The organism is Noviherbaspirillum saxi (genome assembly GCF_003591035.1).
Taxonomy (GTDB): domain Bacteria; phylum Pseudomonadota; class Gammaproteobacteria; order Burkholderiales; family Burkholderiaceae_D; genus Noviherbaspirillum; species Noviherbaspirillum saxi.
This window is the reverse complement of sequence record NZ_QYUO01000002.1, coordinates 805,481-824,683: the sequence shown is the minus strand read 5'-3', so window position 1 is coordinate 824,683 and position 19,203 is coordinate 805,481. Positions and strand designations below refer to the sequence as shown.

The 19,203-nt window shown below is 56.1% G+C and carries 17 protein-coding genes; 1 reads left to right on the top strand and 16 read right to left on the bottom strand.

Going from position 1 to position 19,203, the window contains the following annotated elements; translation table 11 throughout:
* Positions 1-24 precede the first annotated feature (24 nt).
* The 5 genes from D3871_RS19570 to D3871_RS19550 all read right to left on the bottom strand — a co-directional run bounded on the left by D3871_RS19570 (position 25) and on the right by D3871_RS19550 (position 7,395).
* A complete protein-coding gene (locus D3871_RS19570; protein ID WP_119770739.1) occupies positions 25-3,210 on the bottom strand; it encodes a CusA/CzcA family heavy metal efflux RND transporter in 3,186 nt (1,061 codons plus the stop codon).
* Between the two features lie 18 nt (positions 3,211-3,228).
* Positions 3,229-4,776, bottom strand: a complete 1,548-nt coding sequence (locus tag D3871_RS19565; protein WP_119770738.1) for an efflux RND transporter periplasmic adaptor subunit — start codon at positions 4,774-4,776, stop codon at positions 3,229-3,231.
* Positions 4,777-4,785: 9 nt separating this feature from the next.
* Positions 4,786-6,078 carry a TolC family protein gene (locus tag D3871_RS19560; RefSeq protein ID WP_119770737.1) on the bottom strand — a complete coding sequence of 431 codons (1,293 nt, stop codon included), beginning with the start codon at positions 6,076-6,078 and terminating at the stop codon, positions 4,786-4,788.
* A gap of 87 nt (positions 6,079-6,165) precedes the next feature.
* On the bottom strand, positions 6,166-6,576 hold the full coding sequence (gene czcI, locus D3871_RS19555) for a cation efflux protein, CzcI family (RefSeq protein ID WP_338016852.1): 411 nt from the start codon (positions 6,574-6,576) through the stop codon (positions 6,166-6,168).
* A gap of 147 nt (positions 6,577-6,723) precedes the next feature.
* Positions 6,724-7,395 carry a cation efflux transmembrane domain-containing protein gene (locus D3871_RS19550; RefSeq protein WP_119770736.1) on the bottom strand — a complete coding sequence of 224 codons (672 nt, stop codon included), beginning with the start codon at positions 7,393-7,395 and terminating at the stop codon, positions 6,724-6,726.
* On the opposite strand from D3871_RS19550, the gene D3871_RS31545 reads away from it, so the two are divergent.
* On the top strand, positions 7,286-7,714 hold the full coding sequence (locus D3871_RS31545) for a MerR family transcriptional regulator (protein WP_338016851.1): 429 nt from the start codon (positions 7,286-7,288) through the stop codon (positions 7,712-7,714). The genes D3871_RS19550 and D3871_RS31545 overlap by 110 nt on opposite strands.
* 144 nt (positions 7,715-7,858) lie before the next feature.
* Here D3871_RS31545 and D3871_RS19540 read toward each other — a convergent pair whose 3' ends face one another.
* The 11 genes from D3871_RS19540 to D3871_RS19490 form a co-directional block, all read right to left on the bottom strand.
* Positions 7,859-8,518: a flavin reductase family protein gene (locus D3871_RS19540; RefSeq protein ID WP_119770735.1), complete on the bottom strand. Its 660-nt coding sequence runs from the start codon at positions 8,516-8,518 to the stop codon at positions 7,859-7,861.
* A 35-nt stretch (positions 8,519-8,553) separates the two neighbouring features.
* Positions 8,554-10,086, bottom strand: a complete 1,533-nt coding sequence (locus tag D3871_RS19535; RefSeq protein ID WP_119770734.1) for a carboxylesterase/lipase family protein — start codon at positions 10,084-10,086, stop codon at positions 8,554-8,556.
* Positions 10,083-11,357, bottom strand: coding sequence for an amidohydrolase family protein (locus tag D3871_RS19530; protein ID WP_158597990.1), 1,275 nt, complete (start codon positions 11,355-11,357; stop codon positions 10,083-10,085). The genes D3871_RS19535 and D3871_RS19530 overlap by 4 nt, the downstream gene beginning before the upstream one ends.
* An 11-nt stretch (positions 11,358-11,368) precedes the next feature.
* Positions 11,369-12,307 (bottom strand): VOC family protein, encoded by a 939-nt coding sequence (locus D3871_RS19525; RefSeq protein ID WP_119770732.1) that lies wholly within the window; start codon positions 12,305-12,307, stop codon positions 11,369-11,371.
* Between the two features lie 22 nt (positions 12,308-12,329).
* On the bottom strand, positions 12,330-14,084 hold the full coding sequence (locus tag D3871_RS19520) for an FAD-dependent monooxygenase (protein WP_119770731.1): 1,755 nt from the start codon (positions 14,082-14,084) through the stop codon (positions 12,330-12,332).
* 123 nt (positions 14,085-14,207) lie between these two features.
* A complete protein-coding gene (gene maiA / locus D3871_RS19515; protein ID WP_119770730.1) occupies positions 14,208-14,861 on the bottom strand; it encodes a maleylacetoacetate isomerase in 654 nt (217 codons plus the stop codon).
* A 12-nt stretch (positions 14,862-14,873) separates the two neighbouring features.
* A complete protein-coding gene (locus D3871_RS19510; RefSeq protein ID WP_119770729.1) occupies positions 14,874-15,572 on the bottom strand; it encodes a fumarylacetoacetate hydrolase family protein in 699 nt (232 codons plus the stop codon).
* Positions 15,573-15,645: 73 nt separating this feature from the next.
* Entirely contained in the window at positions 15,646-16,689 is a 1,044-nt protein-coding gene (gene gtdA, locus D3871_RS19505) for a gentisate 1,2-dioxygenase (protein ID WP_119770728.1), read from the bottom strand.
* Between the two features lie 430 nt (positions 16,690-17,119).
* On the bottom strand, positions 17,120-17,968 hold the full coding sequence (locus tag D3871_RS19500) for a fumarylacetoacetate hydrolase family protein (RefSeq protein WP_119770727.1): 849 nt from the start codon (positions 17,966-17,968) through the stop codon (positions 17,120-17,122).
* Complete coding sequence (locus tag D3871_RS19495; protein WP_119770726.1) at positions 17,965-18,384, bottom strand: GlcG/HbpS family heme-binding protein; 420 nt, start codon at positions 18,382-18,384, stop codon at positions 17,965-17,967. Before D3871_RS19495 ends, D3871_RS19500 begins: the two co-directional genes overlap by 4 nt.
* Positions 18,378-19,196, bottom strand: a complete 819-nt coding sequence (locus D3871_RS19490) for an alpha/beta fold hydrolase (RefSeq protein WP_119770725.1) — start codon at positions 19,194-19,196, stop codon at positions 18,378-18,380. The genes D3871_RS19495 and D3871_RS19490 overlap by 7 nt, the downstream gene beginning before the upstream one ends.
* Positions 19,197-19,203: the final 7 nt, after the last annotated feature.

Here is a 19,203-nt window from a genome sequence, read left to right as displayed (position 1 = left end):
TGAAGGTCAACGGGGGCAGCCTGCTTAAGTGGGTAGTTGCTGGGGAACTGCCTGTATCGGAGCGGCTTGCTCCTCAAGCTCCTCGTCCTTGCGGTAAGCCAGGCGATAGAGAAGCGGAAGAACCAGAAGCGTCAATGCTGTCGACGAGAGGATGCCGCCGATGACCACCGTTGCCAGCGGACGTTGGACTTCAGCTCCAGTGCCTGTTGCGATAGCCATTGGCACAAAACCGAGCGACGCGACCAATGCGGTCATCAGCACCGGCCGCAGACGTGTCAGCGCGCCTTCACGGACTGCCTCATCCAGGGAGCGACCTTCTTCACGCAACGTGCGGATGAAGGAAATCATCACCAAGCCATTCAGCACCGCAACGCCGGACAGCGCAATGAAACCGACCGCAGCCGAAATGGACATTGGAATTCCTCGCATCCAGAGTGCGACAACACCCCCAGTCAGTGCGAATGGAATGCCGCTAAAGACGAGCAAGCCGTCCTTAAGATTGCCGAACATGGCAAACAGCAACGTGAATACCAACAGCAACGCCAATGGCACGACAATTTGCAATCGTTGAGCGGCAGACTGTAGCTGCTCGAACTGGCCGCCCCAGGTAGTCCAGTAACCGGCGGGTATTTTGACTTGCTCACGAATCGCACTTTCCGCTTCAGAAACGAAAGAGCCGATATCACGACCGCGTACGTTTGCGCTAATCACGATACGCCGCTTGCCATCCTCCCGGCTGATTTGGTTGGGACCGGGCGCGAGCTCCAGGCTGGCTACCTCGCCAAGGGGAATGAACGTTGGTCGTCCATTGCCGTTTTCGGCCCGGGGCAGCGAAATCGGCAGCCGTTTCATCGCTTCAAGGTCGTTACGGACGTTTTCCGGAAGGCGGACAATGATGTCAAAGCGACGGTCGCCTTGAAACAGGGTGCCGGCTTCCTTGCCACCAATGGCGGTTGCCACCATGTCCTGCACGTCGCCGACATTCAAGCCATACCGTGACGCTTTCTCCCGGTCGATATTAATAGTCAACATGGGCAGGCCAGTGGTCTGCTCGACCTTTACCTCGGCCGCTCCCGACACGCGACTCAAGGTGGCCGAAATCCTGGCTGCCGTATCATTGAGCACGTCCATGTCGTCACCGAACAGCTTGACCGCCACGTCGCTTCGCACGCCAGAAATCAGCTCATTGAAACGAAGCTGAATGGGCTGTGAAAACTCGTAGTTGCTACCCGGTATCTTTGAAATGGTTTGCTGTACCGCTGCCAACAGCTCGTCGCGTGTCTTCCTCGGTTTGGGCCACTGGTCTTGGGGCTTCAGCATGATGTACCCATCCGAGATGTTGGGCGGCATCGGGTCGGAGGCAATTTCAGCAGTCCCTGTACGAGCGAAGATACGGTCGATTTCCGGATGCTTCTGCTTCAGCATCCGTTCAAGTTGCTGCTGCATCGACACTGACTGCGACAAGCTGGTGCCTGGGATTCGCAACGCCTGAATGGCAAAGTCGCCCTCGTTCAGGCTGGGCACGAATTCAGTTCCCATACGAGTTGCCAGCAACCCCGACAGGATAACCATGACTGCCGCAAACGTGAGCACGACCGGCTTGTTTGCCATCACGAAGTCCAGCACCGGAGCGTACAGACGTTTTGCCCCTTGCATCACGACGTTTTCCTTCTCGGCGACCTTGTTGCCAATGAAAAGCGCAACGGCTGCCGGGATGAACGTGATTGACAGAATCATCGCGCCAAGCAGAGCAATCACCACCGTCAGGGCCATCGGATGGAACATCCGACCTTCCACACCGGTCAGTGCAAAAATCGGCAGGTACACAACCATGATGATGAGCTGGCCGTACAGCAGCGGGCGGCGAGCTTCCCGCGAAGCGGCAAACACTTCATGGAATCGTTCCGCTCTGGTTAGCGGTCGTCCATGGTGCGCCTGCGCATGCGCAAGCCGGCGGACGCAGTTCTCCACAATCACGACAGCGCCGTCAATGATGATGCCAAAGTCCAGCGCACCGAGACTCAGGAGGTTCGCACTGACTTTGTTCGACACCATGCCACTGAAGGTGAAGAGCATTGACAGTGGAATAACCATCGCGGTGATGATGGCCGCACGGATATTCCCAAGGAAGAGGAACAGAATCGCAATAACCAGTACCGCGCCCTCAATAAGGTTCTTCTTTACCGTATTGATGGCTTTATCGACCAGAACAGTGCGGTCGTAGACGGTAACTGCGACCACACCTTCTGGAAGCGTGCGGTTGATTTCCTCCATTTTCTTGTCGACGGCCTGCGAAACGGTGCGGCTGTTCTGCCCAATCAGCATGAACACTGTACCGAGCACGACTTCTCGTCCGTTTTCGGTGGCAGCGCCGGTGCGCAGCTCACGGCCAATCTCGACCGCGCCGATATCACGCATCCGAATAGGCACACCCCGGACGTTGCCCAAAATGATGTTGCTGATATCCTCGATGGACTGCACCTGGCCCGGGGCACGAATCAGGAGCTGTTCGCCACGCTTTTCGATATAGCCGGCACCGGCATTGCCGTTGTTACGATCAAGCGCGTTGACGACATCCTGGAGCGTCAGACCATAGGATGCCAGTCGTTCTGGAACCGGTGCGACCTGATATTCCTTTTCAAAGCCACCGATGGAGTTGATTTCGGTGACGCCCGGGACGTTGCGGAGCTGCGGCTTGATAATCCAGTCCTGGATTTCGCGCAGGTCCATCGGTGTGTAGGGTGTGCCGCCTGGCTTTTTCGCACCTTCCCTGGTCTCGACCGTCCACAAGTAAATTTCCCCCAGTCCTGTGGAAATCGGTCCCATGGCAGGCGTCACACCTGCCGGCAGCCGCTCCTTGGCTTCCTGCAGTCGTTCATTGACCAGTTGTCGGGCAAAGTAGATGTCGGTACCGTCCTTGAAGATGACTGTAATTTGCGACAGGCCATACCGCGACAACGACCGGGTTTGTTCCAGATTGGGCAAACCAGACATTACCGTTTCTAGAGGAAAGGTAATCCGCTGCTCCGTCTCCAGAGGCGAATATCCTGGTGCAGACGTATTGATTTGGACCTGGACGTTGGTGATATCAGGAACCGCATCGATTGGCAGCTTCTGGTAACTGAAGATACCGATGGCTGCCATCCCAAATACGGCTAGCATAACCAGCCATCGCTGCTCGATGGCAAAACGTATGATGCGTTCAAACATAGGAGTATCCTTTTCGCATCAATGGGTATGTTCGGCGCTGGCTTTACCCTGCTCCGACTTGACGATGAAACTGCCGGCACCTGCGTATTTGCTGCCGGTCTTCAGTCCCTTGACCACTTCGACAAGCTTGCCGTCGGACCGACCGAGTGTGACCTGCTGTGGAAGGAAACCGCCGGGAACGCGAACAAAGATAGTCGGCTTGTCATTGACGGTTTGAATGGCGTCAGTGGTTACTGCGACTGGAACTTCGGCCTGATTCGACACGATTGCGACATTTACAAACAGCCCCGGGCGCCAGGACATGTCCGGATTAGGTAGTGAAACCCGGGCTTTGGCAGTACGGGTTTGCTCGCCGAGCAAAGAGCCAACAAAGGAGATTGTCCCGGGTGCCTTCGCATCGAATGCGGTCGCCTTGACGGTGACTTTTTCGCCAACGCGAACCGCATTCAAGTCTTTCGCTGGCACAGCAACTTCAGCCCACACCGTCGACAAATCCGAGATGGTAAAAATGTCTGCGTCTTCCTTGATGGCCTCGCCTAGCGAGATGTGCTTTTCCATGATCATGCCGTCGAATGGCGCACGGATTTCATAGGCATTCAGTGCGCCGCGGCTGGATGCGCTGGCACCCAGTGCGTTCAGCTTCTGCTGCACATTGCGAACAGCGATTTCGGCTTCGTGCATCGCTTGCTCTGCCTGAAGGTAGTCCTGTTCTGCCGAGATTTTTTCCTGCCACAGCTTCTTTTCCCGTTCGTAAGTCGTTTTGGCCAATGCCAGGCGCTTTTGTGCGGCCAACAGCTCGCTGCGCTGCTCCGAAAGTCCAGAACTGGCGAGAACGGCCAAGACCTCGCCTTTTTTTACCTTTTGCCCAAGATTGACCTTGACGCTCTCAACAACACCAGCCATCCGGGGCACGACATGCGCTGTACGGTCCTCGTTGTAGCGGATTTCCCCTGGCAATGTGAGCGAGCTGTTAATCCTTGCCGGACCCGCGGTATTGACGGTAACGCCTGCAGCCTTGGACTGCTCGTCGTTTATTGCGACGGTCCCCTCCATCTCCTCGAACGTGAAGAGGTATGGCTCGTTGGCTGTTTGCGCTGCAACCGTGGCTTCGAATACGTGAGGCTCTGCAACCGGCGCGCTGCTCTTCAGGTAATCCTTTTCAGGCACGAACGCGAGTTCCTGTTTTTCGCCGTCCGGGCGCGTCAGGGTGATGGAAACCTTTGCCGAGTTTGGCGGAAGCGGCTTTTCTTTCTCGTACATGTAGACGTGGAAGCGTGGCTCGCCGCCTTCTTCGGCCATCAAGATCTCAAGGCCGAAGTCGCCTTCGGTGAACAATTTACCGCCGTGAGGACCTTTTGCCTGACCTTCTTCGTGGCCATGTTCATCATCATGCCCATGCCCACCTTTCTCTTCGGTGTGGTCAGCATGTCCGCCATGCCCACCGTGGCCATGTTCATCACCTGCCGGCTTGGGCTTGTTCATCGTCATGATGAGAACGCCCAGCAAGACACCAATCATGACGATGGCGAGAATTGAAAATAGCTGTTTCTTCGTAAGATTTTTCATGGTCTGCTCTTATTGCTTGGTCGCGGGCGTAGCTTCCCCGAGAATGCGGTCGATATCCGCGGCAGCGCGATGCGCCTCTGACAGCGCTCGCAGGTATTGGGACTTCGCTTGCAGCAGCGTGCGTTGTGCATCAAGCACATCCAGGAAGCCGAATTTCCCGAACTCGAATCCCTTCGAGGCAGCGTCATAGGCGCTTTGCGCGCCCGGAACGATCTCTTTCTGCAGTGATTCAGCCTCCTGGCGCGAGACACTCAACTTTTCATAAGCCTGTGCGAGCTCGCCATCCACGCGAATCTCGGTTGCGGACAGTTCGTCACGTGCCTTGTCAACACGGCGTAACGATTCCAGGACGTTTCCACGGTTGCTGTCAAATAAAGGTAGCGGAATAGATAGTCCGACCACTGCTTGATTACGGCCGGGCTCTTCCGAGCGCTTGACACCCAGCGTAACCGCCATATCAGGGATGCGGCGGCTGCGCTCCACCTGTGCCAATGCCTGTCGACGGTCGACTTCATGTCGTGCCCGGGTCAACGTAGGTGAAGTCGTCAATCGTTGTGAGATGCCGTCCATCCCGGGTAACTCGGGTAAAACGTTGAGCTGACCTTCAGCTTTCTCGAACCGGGGCAAGAGGTTGCCCCATGTCGCGCTGAGCCGTTTGCGTGCTGAATTTAGCTCGCTTCTGGCTTGAGCAAGTTCTAGGCGAACGCTAGATTCAGCAACACGTGCTTTCGTTTCTTCTACGGGAGACACTTTGCCAGCTGCCACGCGTTTGTTGGCAACGTTCGTCGCCCGCTGAGCAAGCTCGCCAGCCTCTTCGGCAAGGCGTACCCGTTCTTGTGCGGCGAGAGCATCAAAGAATGCTGTAATGACAGTGGCACGGACCTCCGCCTTCTTGGCGTTTAAATCGGCCACCGCGGCCGAAAGGCTGCTTTCTGCAGCACGCACACGTGCAAAGCGTTTCCCGCCCAGTTCAATGGACTGGCTGACCTGCAGCGTCGACTCGCGGGTTTCGCGGCGCCTGTCCTCGATACCGATTTCAAGCGACGGATTTGGAAGCACATTGGCTTGCAATAAGGTGGCCTCAACTGCCTGCAGCTCATATTGCACGGCAGATAGGTCCGGATTGGATTGCATAGCCAAGGTAATGGCGGCCTGAAGCGTGAGCGGTGCAGCCGGTTCTGCTACGCGGGCGGCATTAGCCTGCGTGGCAATGTAGGTGTGACTGACTCCGACAGGCGGGATTTGCGCACTCCCTGGCAAACTGAATGCCGCAAGACTTAGCGGCAAGAGATACCGATACATCAAATTCTCCTGACAAATGGGAAAGAATTTGACGAGACGTCACCTCGGTTTTACGTTTTGATAGGCGCGGTAGTTCGTCTCGTCGCGTTAGGCGACAAGACGCCAGTCTGGCTTTTGAGGGCCATCTGGAATGTGGGATGAGTAGTAATCAGGTAGTCGCACACTATGCACGACATCATTGGGCGGAACAGCCGCAGGGAATGTGGTCAGAAATGAAGCCTGACCAGAAAATTGGCAAACACCGCAGTCGCTATGGACTTGTTTGCTTTTGCTCGGGTCACTCGACTCATCATTTTCAGCTTGATGCTGATGAGTATGATGACCGAAGTGTGAGGTTTGCTGCTCTTGTTCATGCTCGCAATACGCAGCTGCCGCTGCCCAGGAATACTGGAGCGGCAGAACAGTTAGCAGGAGAATAAGAATCAGTTTTTTCACGGGCCCGATATTAGCACTGATTTCTTTCTTTTTGGAGGTCAAGAAATCAATAGCAACAGTCATTAGGATGAGTAATCAGTCAACTAAATTGCGAATCGCAGGGTCAATCGGCAGCTGTTTGCAGGCGTGGTCGAACTGCCCTTTTTCGTACCGATGCCGAGCCGCTGCCATTTCAGAATCAAATGCTGCGCTCAGGTCAGGCCTCATATTTCAACGACGTTTGAGTTCGATGGTGGCAGTTCGTGGCTGAGCACCCACAGGGGCCGCCGCCGTTTTCATTTCTTTACGCGCTTGTTTAATGACTGTACGTGCGGCGCTCAAACCGAGAAGTCCCATGATGCAGGCTACGACAATATCCGGCCAGCCGGAACCAGTACCGAGGACACCAACTGCTGCCAACATCACTGCAACGTTTCCGATGGCGTCATTTCGGGTACATAGCCAAACTGAGCGCATATTGGAATCGCCATTGCGGTAGGCGAACAAGAGCGCCGCGACCAACAAATTTGCCAATAGCGCAAGAACGCCGATCTTACCCATGGTGACATGCTCAGGCACTGTTCCAGAAGCCAAATTCCAGCCTGCCGCACCGAGAATGAAAAGCCCATAGCCGCCCATTGTCAGGCCTTTAATAAGCGCTGTCCGGGACCGCCAAATCGGCGCCAGCCCCAAAACGAATAGGGACACGGCGTAGTTTGCAGCATCGCCAAAAAAGTCGACTGCATCAGCTAACAGAGATACCGAACCGGCAGCCCAGCCGCTGAACAGTTCGATGCCGAACATACCCGCGTTGACGACCAGCGCTATCCAAAGAATGCGCCGGTACGTCTTGTCCACGGGTGGTTTGGTAGAGGAACAGCCTCCAGAACAACAAGCAGCCATGTCAAACTCCTTTATGTATAGCGCAATTAAAAACCCCGTAGTCGCTACAGGGTCAAGCACTTTTTTGGAGATGGCGATGCACGTCGGCGAACTTGCAAAGAAGACAGGTTGTGATATTGAAACGATCAGGTCATTCGAAAAATCTGGCGTGCTTGCAGAGCCGGACAGAAATAGCAGTGGGTATCGGGACTACCAAGCCGAGCATCTAGAGCGACTGCAATTCATTCGTCACTGCCGGTCGCTGCAACCGGGGCATCCTGAGATTCGCAATATCAAAGTCCGCACTCGGTTTTCGCGGCGACCTGTTGGAGGCTACTAGAAAATGCGGCGGTGCTATTTCACCTGTTGTCGATCAAGCGCCAGTGCGTGGTATGTTCTACAACACTCGATTCAAAGACGATGGCCAATAGCCTGCCTCCGAAAGCGACCCTTCCTGACTGAACCTTCCCGGATGCCACTTCTCTTATCTCTTGTGCATGTAGTCTTCCGGTTTCGACATTGCGAACCGGCTGGCTTCGATGATCTCGAAAAAGTCGGACATGCCACCGCCGCGGAGTATGGGGCGTCCCTTGACCGTGTCATAAATCCCGTCGACCACTAAGTCCTTGCGAATGTGGACGTACACGACCTCGCCATAGACGAACCAAGTGTCCACCTCCTTGCCTTGCGAATCCTTGAGCTGGATGATTTGCGAAAGTCGGCATTCAAGGCTGACGGGGGAATCCGCAACCCGTGGCGCATCAATTACTCGGCTGGGGGCTTTAGTCAACCCGACCAATTTAAACTCATCCACCTCCGGAGGCACGGAAACACTGGATTGGTTCATCTTTGCCGCAATGTCACGCGAAACCAGGTTCCAGGTGAACTCACCGGTTTGCTCGATATTCCTGATGGTGTCTTTGTAACCAATACTTGCAAAACCAAGTAAAGCAGGTTGGTGGTTCAGGGCGTTAAAATAACTGTACGGGGAAAGATTCGCAATACCATCTTTCGACTTCGTACCCATCCAACCAATTGGTCGCGGGCCAATAATTGCCGCGTAGGGATCGAACGGCAAAGTGTCCAAGACGGACCTTTGCTCGTACGAGATGAAATTGTCAACGTTCGTGATATCGGTGTTCATGCCTTCCTCTTGCTCATCGGTTAGTTATTTCTCATTCACTGCTTCGTACGAAAGTACATGCTGTCGAATATGTCAAAAGCTTCGCGCCGCGAGGCGAATCCTGGCTTCGTTGTCGTGCCGAACACCATTAGGTGATGTTCATGCGATGAATCGAATTGATCCCACTTCGGCAGACCATTGCCATTGGGGTCGCCGGTAGCAACAAATCTTCCCCAAGTATCCGCGAGGTTTTTCGCCATGACATGATCGGAATCGCTCCACGCCCACGGCCGGACTCCGAGGTTGTCCCAGGCATACGGCAGCTCCGCAGTATGGAACGTCCCGTATCCCGCCCCGCCATCCGGCGGGGGCGGAAGCTCGTCAGGCAAGGGAGGCAGATGTTCGAATTTGTAAACCCAAGTCGGGCAACCTGTGGTTTCGGCATGCGTACGTGCCCACCGCCAGACCGGATAGACAAAGCGCCGATCCCCGACCAGCGCACGTCGATCTCCGTGTCCGTCCTTGTCGTAAGCGTAGGGATAGACTTGCTTCAACATGCTTTGTGCCTGCTCGGAATGCAATTCCAGCTTCAGATCGTCCACGGCACTGGGGGAAGCATACAAGCTACCTTCATCCGCATTCCAACCCACAAGCAGCGGAATTCTGGCCTGGCGTCCTGCGATGAAAACATCGGTGGTGTCTTCGCTCAACAAGCGCCCGTCAACAATGATGCCTTGTGATGCAATGGGCACGAATGCCGTCGCAGGCAAGTCACGAAGCTGCTCGATCGAACGACCCAGTGAAGACACCGCAGTGCGGCCACGCTCGGCGGCTTCCGCCTGAGTCGCCATCCGAAGCTCTGGGCGGAATATTCCCGACAAACTCTGGCCGAGCGCCGCCCTGAACAGACCACGCGCTGCAGGGGCGGCCATCAGATGGGTCACGGTTGCGGCCCCCACCGAGTTGCCGGCAATGGTCACACGCGTAACATCACCACCGAACGAAGCGATGTTATCTTGCACCCAGTCCAGTGCCGCAACCACGTCCTGCGCGCCATAGTTTCCGGATGCGCCCTTCGAATCTTCCGCGGCCAGTTCGGGTAACGCAAGAAAACCGAGCGCGCCAAGGCGCATGTTGACTGTCACCACGACAATGCCGCGCGCGGCAAGGCGGCTGCCATCGAATAAATCCTGACCTCCATGGCCAGTTTTATTCGCGCCGCCATGTATCCATACCAGCACAGGCAAGTTGGTTCCCGGCGATGGTTCCGGACTCCATACGTTGAGGTACAGACAATCCTCGCTCATCACCAACGCACGGCTATCGTCGTTGTTTAGTCGGTACAACAATGATGATCGCGGAGGCAACTCTTGGATCGGTGCAGGCCCTAGGTCGAGGGCCGGACGTACACCCTGCCACCGCGGAGCGCGCTGAGGCGGTCGCCACCGCAGCGCACCGACCGGCGGCTTTGCATAGGGAATGCCCTTAAACGCAATGACAGCACCACGCCTTCTACCAACAAGACTGCCGCTGGCAGTCGAGATGTGGATAAAGGCGCCCACATCGAAGTCACTTCCCACTGTATTCATACAGAAGGCGGGATCGTGGCGCGATCAATGCCGCGATGGCATGCCAGTTTGTACAGATTGCCATCCTTCATGATCATCGATAGCCGTTCCGGATTTTGCAGAATCGTGATGTCAGTCGTCGGATCGCCGTCGACGAGCAGCAAATCAGCCAAATAACCTTCCCGCACCAAGCCAAGCTCGTCGCCCATGCCCATCAACTGTCCACCGTATTCGGTAGCGCAGCGCAGCGATTCAGACGGCGTCATGCCGAACCATTCGACAAACAGTTCGAGATCTTTCGCATTCAGTCCAATAGGATTGAAGCCGAAACCGTAATCGCTGCCTGGCACAACGCGGATGCCCGCCTTGACCAGCTTCGGAACCACTTCACGAATGCTCGCAGTTGCCGCATCGACTTCCATGCCCGGCGTCGCCGGCTTGTCCATATTACCCATCATCCACAGGCTTCCCGGCGATGGCGCTATAAAGATTGGATCCTTCGCGTTTGCAGCCATTGCGATGGAATCGTCATCCATGTAGGTCGCGTGGTAAATTGCGCGAAAGCCGTGGCGAATTGCCATCTGAATGCCTTCCGGCGAATGAGCATGCGCAGTGAGCCACAGGCCTCGCTCGCGCGCCGCTTCACCAGCCGCCGCCACCTCTTCTTCCTTGAACTCAAGAATGCACGACGTGTACTCGATGAGCGCGCTTTCACCGGTGATCGGCATCTTGACGATATCCACACCGACATCGGCCATGTCGTGTACAAACTTGCGCACCTGATCGGTAATCGGCGCGCGTTCATTCGCACCAATGTGGCCTTCAATGGACTTCGGCTTGAGTGTGGCAGACGGCGACTTCATCGTATCTGCACTGACTTCCCACGATGCCGCGCGTAGACGTGGGCCAGGCATCCAGCCTTCGCGGGTCGCCTTGCGCAATGCGACTTCCACGCGCGGACGCCGATTGCCACCGGAATAAATACTGGTATAGCCGTGATCAAGCATAACCCGCGCGTTGTGGCTGATGATGAGTGCCTGTTCTTCCTCGGGTTCGGTGCGTGATGATCGGTGCTCGATTGTCGATCCAAGGCCGAGGTGGGTGTGTCCATCCACCAAACCCGGCATCAGCGTGGCGCCACCAGCGTCAATGATATGGACATTGCTTCCCTCGGGTCGCGCGATGTGGTCGGCAATGTGCACGATGCGATTACCCTCGATGAGCACATCAGCGTTGCGTCGCGGACTACCGCTACCGTCGAAAACATTTGCGTTTGCAATTAGCGTTATCATTGCTGCATTCCTTAAAGCGGCGGGGCCACGAACAAACCCTCGTCTGGCGTGTTGAAGTGACTGCGCATGACGTGCTCTCCCCACGCGTTGGAGGTTCCCCATACATCGAGTACGGCTGGGTCAGACAGGTCACCTTCCGTCGCCTTCCATGCATCATCAAGCTGACTCATACCGGCGGTGTATTCCACCGTATTGCCTGCTGCATCCTGAAAATAGCCATACGCGTTATCGCCAGTCTGGTGACGACCCGGACCCCAAATCAGTTCGTTACCATCACGCTGCAACCGTCCCACACCGCGGAGGAATTCATCGATGCCGCGCATATCGAACGACACGTGGTGCATCGCAACGTGCGGTCCATTACCCACGGCGAATACATGGTGCTGCGGATGGCTGCAGCGCATGAACCACATCAGTGTCCTGCCATGGATGTGCAAGGTTTCAACTACACGGAAACCTAGATATTTTTCGTACCAATCAACCGTCGCCTGGGGATTCGGCGAATTGACCACGCAATGGGAAAGCCGTGCAGGAATTGACTCGCCAGACGCAAGTTCGCGGTGCTCGCGCGGCGCGACCTCAGCCGAGACTTCGACGACGCGACCATCGAGATCGAAAAAGCGCACGCCATAGCCGCCGCCAGGTGTGGAGAGTTCGCACGGTTCATGGATAACCTTGACGCCATCCAGCTTTAACAGCTCCGCTAACAGGTTAACGTTTGAACGGCTCGCGGTGCCGAAACTTATCACGTCCGCGCGCTTTTTATCGTCCTTGCGCAAACGGAGGACATACGGCTCTGGCGAACCTTCCGCTGCGAAGTAATACACACCATCTTTCTCTGTGACTTCGGTAAGGCCCCATTCCTTACTGTAAAAAGCACGCTGTTCTTCTAACTGCGGCATTGCAAAACCTACGAAGCGCAGATGAGTAATCAAACTCGTATTGCTCATGATGTGTCCTTTATCGGTGTAATCAATCTGTTGTAGACCAACCTAGAATGCTTGCCATGGTCTGCGATAACACCTTTGTCGGATTGACCGGCAATTGTGGACAGCGCCAGCCGACGACCAGATCGGGACGCACTAGTACGCAACCATCGTCTTCGGTACCGCGAACCCTCGACCAGTCCAGGTATGGGTCTTCGAAGTCCAGGCCAGTGCCCACCAAGGTGACGCCGATGTCGACATTGAATTTTTCCGACACATTCTTCGCCGCTTGCTTCCATGCCTCGCCCCCGTGCGAAGAGAAAATATGGAACTTGCCTTTACCTGCCAGATCCAGCGTCGATACGAGCGGGCTAGGCTTTCGAGGCACAAGCCATCCATGCGGCAATGCGGAGCCTGGTCGTGTCGAAGGCTGGTAGTAAAGTTCCGGATCTTGTGGAGGTATGGGTTCCGGCGTGCCATCTTCGACGACGGCATCCGAACGATAATTGCGTGACAACTCGACGCCATGCGCTTCACCGTTGTAGCGCGTGTCGAGAAGTTGCTGCCGCAGAGTCTCCTGGCCTTCGCGCGTTGCCAGTTTTCCGTTCACGTCGGCCTCCGTCTGTGTGCTGAAAAGACAGGCACCCAGGTAGTCCGCCAGACCGTTCGCCTGCCACATGCTCAAGTTGGCCCGTGCCACGATCTGTTTGGCGACTGGTTGGCGCTCCGCGTTAAAGCTGTCGAGCAAGCGCGGATGCGCCTTGCCCTTCAACACCAGAGCGAGCTTCCACGCAAGGTTGAAACCGTCCTGCACACAAGTGTTGGAACCAAGCGCTGCCGCCGGCGGGTGGCGATGGACGGCGTCACCCATACAATGCACACGTCCATCCGAAATTTTTTCAGCATGGATGTCGTTGATCGACCACTTCGAGGTGTTTAACACCTTGATGGGCAAATCTGCCGCCGCCGGGTCGGCGATGGCTTGACGAATACGCGATACGATCTGTTCCTGGGTCGCATCAGGGCCGCTGTATGTTGGCGGGATGTAGATCGAAACAAGCCACTTGTTCCAGGCATGGACCATGCGGAATACGACGACGCCGGCCCACTCCGCTACGCCGGCCTGCAGTATCAGATAAAGCGATCCCTTACGGTGCGCGGTATAGGCCGATAAATCCATTTCGCACAGAACGTTATAGGCCGAGCCCAGCCCTTCCTTGCCGGCCAGTGGCAAGCCGAGTTGTTTGACGACACGACTGTTCGCGCCGTCGGCACCAATCAAGTATTTGGCGCGCACGAAATACTCCTGTTGACTGACGCGATCCACTAGTTTGGCCGTTACTCCATCATCGCCATGCTCAAACGACAACAGCTCCGTGTCGTAACGCACGTTGACGCCTAAGCGCGTGGCCTCAGCTACGAGGATTGGTTCCATCTTGGTCTGCGGAAAATCAACGAAGGAGCAAGGACTTGCCGTGAGTACATCGCCCATGCGCGCGGGGTTGTTGCCCCACGCCCACTGGCGAGCCATTTCCTCACCGGCCAAGCCGCGGAGAAAAAACGTGTTGGCAATATGTTCGGCCGGGGATGCGACGGCAAGGCAGTCGGCCTCCAGTCCGGCGTCGCGTAACACTTCCATAGAGCGCTGATTGACTATGTGCGCGCGTGGCGTGTCTGCCGTACCGCGATTGCGGGAAATCATCAGCGTGCGGATTCCCTGCTTCCCGAGAAATACTGCGGTAGAAGCTCCGGCCGGACCCGCACCCGCCACCAGCACGTCTACGTGTACTAATTCCGTCATAACTTGTCTCCTGCTCCATAAATAACTGCTAATTTTTCAATGGGACCCCGGGCGATACGAAAAAACAAAAACGCGTCACTTGTTCGCGTCATTTCCATCTTCCGGGATAGGACCACCACGCACTCACGGCGCGATATGGTCCGGTTGATTCGTTGGTGCTGCCTGGATGAAAGCCGGGTCCGCCATTGCATGCAGATAGATGGCATTTGCCAACGAATATCTGGACAAATCGCATCCGAAACGCTTTGCATTGGCCATTTGTGGAATGAGGCAGCAATCGGCCAAGGTGGGTACTTTGCCGAAACACCAAGGCCCACCGGATTGCTTTTCCGCCCGCTGTAACAGTCGCTCTACGGCGTCCATGCCTTCGGCGATCCAGTGCTGGTACCAAGCTTCTTTCTGCGTTGGGGTCACCTTTAACTCGTCTTGCAGGTATTTCAGTATGCGCATGTTGTTAACGGGGTGGATGTCGCAGGCGATGAGGCAGCTCAGTTCCAATACGCGTGCCCGTGCGTCTCCATTGATAGGAATCAGGCGAGGCTCGGGATAGTGTGCGTCCAGCCAGTCAATTATGGCGAGTGATTGACTAAGGCTAAATTCGCCATCTCTCATGGCAGGAACGCTCGCAGACGGACTGGAACCTTTTACATACACCTCCTTATGATGTTCACCCGTTCGGATATTGATCGGGTGGTACTCGAAAGGAATGTCCTTGAGCGCAAGTGCAATACGCACACGATACGAAGCCGAACTATTGAAAAAACTAAAGAGCTCCATGGCAGGCTTCCGCTACACAATGCGTACAGTGAGTTCGCCCAGGCGATCGACCCCGACCCTGATCGTGTCACCCGTTGTGACCGGACCGACGCCTTCCGGGGTGCCGGTGTAGATCAGATCGCCTGGCTCAAGGCGGAAGAACTTCGACAGGTACGCAACTGTCTCGGCCACTGACCAGATCAGGTGGGTAACATTGCTCTTCTGTTTGGTGTCACCATTAACGGTAAGCCATAGGTCGGCCATTGCGATGTGACCGACACTTGTGGCGGGATGAATCGGGCCGATTGGCGCCGAGCGGTCGAATGCCTTGCCGATCTCCCATGGACGGCCCATTTCCCGCATCTTCATCTGGAGATCGCGGCGGGTCATATCGAGGCCGACCGCATAGCCCCACACGTATTCGAGCGCTTGTTCAAGCGGCACATTGGAACCACTTTTGCCAATCACAGCCACAAGTTCCGCTTCGTAGTGATAGTTCTGCGTCTCGGACGGGTAGTCGAGTTCAAGTACTTGATCGTAAGCCACTGGGACCACGGCATTGTCTGGCTTGAGAAAAAAGAACGGCGGCTCGCGATCCGGGTCGAAGCCCATCTCGCGCGCGTGCGCCGCATAATTTCGGCCGACGCAATAGATTCGACGCACTGCGATCGAATCGCTCGTTCCCACGACCGGCACAACGACCGGATCCTCTGGTGGAAAAATAAAAGCCATGCAGTTTCTCTCTATATTGACTAAGGTCTCGCGCTGAGCGGATTAGACCGCGCGATCGATTTGATGAGGGTGATTACGCGCGCTCTTCGCGCAGCAGGTGAAGTGCGGCGAGTACGGGGCGGTTCGAGTAGCTAAACAGCACAGCGTCCTCTTCAGTTACGAAACGCACTTGCTGCCATGAAGGCGCGACAAACACGTCGCGCGGCGCGAAGGTAAAGGCATGTTCGCCGATCATCACGGTGCCGCAGCCCTCGACCACGCTGAACACAGCCGACTCTGTGCTGCGATAAGCCTTTCCATTAAAGCCTTTTGGCAACAGTTGCATGAAGGTCGCCATCGTCGGCATCGGATAGCCGCCAGTTGCGGGGTTTACGTAGCGCAGCTTCACGCCATCAAACGCATCAATTGCGCCGGTGCGCTGTAAGGTATCGAGAGCTTCGCGGCTGCGTGCATAAGGGTAGTTAAAGATTGGCGAGTTTCCGCTCTTCACTTCGTGGTGCACCGGCAGCATGTTGTAACCGTAGCGCGCAAAGCTGTCGCCTTCCAGACGGCTGATCGGCTGGGTGTCGCTGGGGAAGTTCTCGGCGAAGCCCGCGTCGAGTTGCTGGAGCAGCGGGATGTCGAGACCGTCGAGCCACACGACCGGTTCGCCGCCGGCCTCGATTTCCGGATTGCCGTGGTCATGCCATGTCCATGACGGCGTGATGATGAAATCCCCTGGATGCATCGTTGTGCGCTCGCCGTCGACAGCGGTCCACGCACCATTGCCTTCGACGATGAAGCGCAGCGCTGACTGCGTATGACGGTGGCTCGGAGCGATTTCTCCCGGCAAAATCAGCTGGAAGCCGGCATACAAATTCGACGTGATGCTTGCCTTGCCCGGCAAGCCAGGGTTTTCAAGGATCAGCACACGACGGACGGCTTCGGCCGCACTGATGACCCGGCCTGACTCCAATAACAGGTCGCGCAGGTGTGCGTATTTCCAGATTGCGGGAATGGCCTGCGGACGAGGTTCCTTCGGCACGAGCGCGTGCAGCGATTCCCACAGAGGTGACAAATTGTGCTTCGCAATCTCGCCATAATAGGCTTGGCGCGACGAGGAAAGGGTGTTCGACATGCGTATCTCCTGATGCGGCTTTCTAATTCTGCATTGATGTCTACTGCTTACTTTTTCTGGAAAAGAAGCTTTGGGAAAGCAACACGGACTATACGCATCGCTGCATCACACATCTTGCAGATTTTTGCTTTCACTTGGCCTTTGCTGCTATTAGTTACGTAGCCAGTAGTCGCACTGTTGATTCTTTGCGGTCGAACGGAGGCGGCTTCGGCATTGACGCTCTTGTTTCTCGCAATATGGCCTTTGCACGGATTTTCGCGCCTTGCATTTTCGGTACGGTTCTGCCTTGCACTCGACAATTGCCTGCATCAGAACCGGCGGGTTGCACCGTTGCCGAGCCTCGACACCGATGCAACCCCTAACGATGTTGGCAGCAGGCCTGCTTTACAGGCCATTAGATCAACAGCATCTCACATGCCTACGCCATAGGTCATGCTGCTGCATTTGCGATCGGGTTGCGTAGCGTCCCGACCTGCCCCACCTCTACCTCAACAATGTCACCCGCCTTCATCCAGAGTGGCGGGACACGTTTTCCTCCGACGCCACCAGGCGTGCCTGTTACGATGACATCACCGGGCTCCAATTCGGTAAAGCTTGAGCAATAGGCGATTATTTTTGGGATCGAAAAGATCATGAGCGAAGCCGACGACCGCTGCACTTCTTGACCGTTCAGGCGGGTGATGAGGCTCAGATCGGCTCCATCTTCAATCTCGTCGCGCGTGACCATCCAGGGACCGAAACTACCCGTTGCAGGGAAATTTTTACCAGGGATCCACTGGTGAGTGTGACGCTGCCAGTCGCGAATCGTACCGTCGCAATACGGGGCGTAACCAGCCACATACTCCCAGGCCTCTGCTTCGGAGACGCGGCGTCCGCGGCGTCCGATAATGACCGCGATCTCTCCTTCGAAATCCAGTTGGTCCGATTCGACGGGGCAAAGAATGGGCTGCTGGTGACCTACCTGCGAGTTGGCGAAGCGAGCGAAGATCACCGGATAGTCCGGCACTTCCCGCCCCGTCTCGATACGATGGTCATGGTAGTTTGTACCAACGCAAAAAATCTTTGCCGGATCCGGAACAACCGGAAGCAAGGTAACAGACTCCATCGTGTGCGTAGGCTTTGCATCCGCCATCAGATCAGCGATCTCTGCCAACGCACCGGCCTCGATGGCGCTTCTCAGGGTCGGATGCCCCGTAAGAACAGCAAGATCAACAATGCTCCCATCCACGACAGCCCCCCAAGAGGCCTGCTTCCCCGATTTGAAACTTATTAACTTCATCGATTGTCTCCATAAGATTTGAGAAATGATTCAATTGCCGACTCCGCAATCTGCGCGTCAAGGTGAGGCGGCGCCCCGGCAATGCCAATCGCGCCAACGCACTCGCCGGAAACAAACACCGGCACTCCGCCCTCGATCGGCGTGTGCGGAAGCTTGAGCATCGAGTAACGGCCCGCGTTCAGTGGCTTTTCGAAAAAGCTTGTTGGATGACCGCCTTCAGCCGCAGTACGGGCTTTGTCAAACGCCCCTTGTGCACTCATCAGTGGTGCGCCGTCCATGCGAACGACGACCTGCGCATAAGTGGTTGAATCTACGATTACAATAGAAACTTGCACTCCCAAGGTTCCAGCCGCTTGTTCGGCCGCTGCTGACAGCGCCTTTGCCTCTTGCAATGCCAGTGAGTGACGGGTCAGCATGGCTTCCCTCCTTCGCCGGTCTGCGAAAAGTGGCCGTGGACGGAAATGAATTGCTCCACGACCCGGTTGAAGTGGTCCGGTTCCTCAAAGTAGGAGGAATGACCTGAGTTGGTAAAGGTGTAGTCCTGAGCACCAGGGATGCACCGTGCAGCGGCGAGGTGTGTTTCGCCCCCGATCAGGCGGTTTTGCAAGCCACCAACGACCAGTGTGGGCACGCGGTAGCCGACGAAGTGTTCCGGTAACAGTCGCAGTTCCGGATCCGAGATTTTCGACAAGTCGAGTTTCTGGTTCATCCTCGCGAGCATCTGGTAGAGGGTCAGTACGTCCGGACGTTCCTGGACGAACTTGTCCGTGAAGCCCAAGTCCTGGGGAGCGACCTTCTTGCCTGCGGCGACATTGCCGAAACGGTCGGATACCTGCTGGAGGACGGTGTGGTGCGGGCCATAGGCGGGCGTGGGCGAACTGGACAGGACCAGGGCGGCGAACCGTTCGGGCTCACGCACTGCAAGCGGAAGGCCGGACCACGCTCCCATTGACTGGCAAACAACTGCGGCTGGGCCCCGCGCTTCTGCATCGAGCACGCGCGCCAGGTCGTCACTGAACTGACGTGGATGAAACCGCTCGGGATCGCAGTGTGACCCTCTGAAACCACGCATGTCCAGACAGAGGACGCGATAGCTCCGGTTGAAATGGGCGACCTGCTGGAAGAAGACAGTGGCATTGGCGCCGGCGCCATGAACGAACACGAGCAGCCGGCCATCGCCACTGACGTCGTAGCGCAGGCGTGCGCCGGGAACGTCGAGATATGGCATAAGAAAT

Bases quoted from the DNA above. Each gene is read 5' to 3' on its own strand.
- D3871_RS19490 (WP_119770725.1), bottom strand. From the start codon at position 19,196: ATGCCATATCTCGACGTTCCCGGCGCACGCCTGCGCTACGACGTCAGT.
- D3871_RS19560 (WP_119770737.1), bottom strand. From the start codon at position 6,078: ATGTATCGGTATCTCTTGCCGCTAAGTCTTGCGGCATTCAGTTTGCCA.
- D3871_RS31545 (WP_338016851.1), top strand. From the start codon at position 7,286: ATGCCGAACATACCCGCGTTGACGACCAGCGCTATCCAAAGAATGCGC.
- czcI (WP_338016852.1), bottom strand. From the start codon at position 6,576: ATGACTGTTGCTATTGATTTCTTGACCTCCAAAAAGAAAGAAATCAGT.
- D3871_RS19520 (WP_119770731.1), bottom strand. From the start codon at position 14,084: ATGACGGAATTAGTACACGTAGACGTGCTGGTGGCGGGTGCGGGTCCG.
- D3871_RS19495 (WP_119770726.1), bottom strand. From the start codon at position 18,384: ATGCTGACCCGTCACTCACTGGCATTGCAAGAGGCAAAGGCGCTGTCA.
- D3871_RS19550 (WP_119770736.1), bottom strand. From the start codon at position 7,395: ATGGCTGCTTGTTGTTCTGGAGGCTGTTCCTCTACCAAACCACCCGTG.
- D3871_RS19535 (WP_119770734.1), bottom strand. From the start codon at position 10,086: ATGAATACAGTGGGAAGTGACTTCGATGTGGGCGCCTTTATCCACATC.
- D3871_RS19565 (WP_119770738.1), bottom strand. From the start codon at position 4,776: ATGAAAAATCTTACGAAGAAACAGCTATTTTCAATTCTCGCCATCGTC.
- D3871_RS19525 (WP_119770732.1), bottom strand. From the start codon at position 12,307: ATGAGCAATACGAGTTTGATTACTCATCTGCGCTTCGTAGGTTTTGCA.
- maiA (WP_119770730.1), bottom strand. From the start codon at position 14,861: ATGGAGCTCTTTAGTTTTTTCAATAGTTCGGCTTCGTATCGTGTGCGT.
- D3871_RS19500 (WP_119770727.1), bottom strand. From the start codon at position 17,968: ATGAAGTTAATAAGTTTCAAATCGGGGAAGCAGGCCTCTTGGGGGGCT.
- D3871_RS19530 (WP_158597990.1), bottom strand. From the start codon at position 11,357: ATGATAACGCTAATTGCAAACGCAAATGTTTTCGACGGTAGCGGTAGT.
- gtdA (WP_119770728.1), bottom strand. From the start codon at position 16,689: ATGTCGAACACCCTTTCCTCGTCGCGCCAAGCCTATTATGGCGAGATT.
- D3871_RS19510 (WP_119770729.1), bottom strand. From the start codon at position 15,572: ATGGCTTTTATTTTTCCACCAGAGGATCCGGTCGTTGTGCCGGTCGTG.
- D3871_RS19570 (WP_119770739.1), bottom strand. From the start codon at position 3,210: ATGTTTGAACGCATCATACGTTTTGCCATCGAGCAGCGATGGCTGGTT.
- D3871_RS19540 (WP_119770735.1), bottom strand. From the start codon at position 8,518: ATGAACACCGATATCACGAACGTTGACAATTTCATCTCGTACGAGCAA.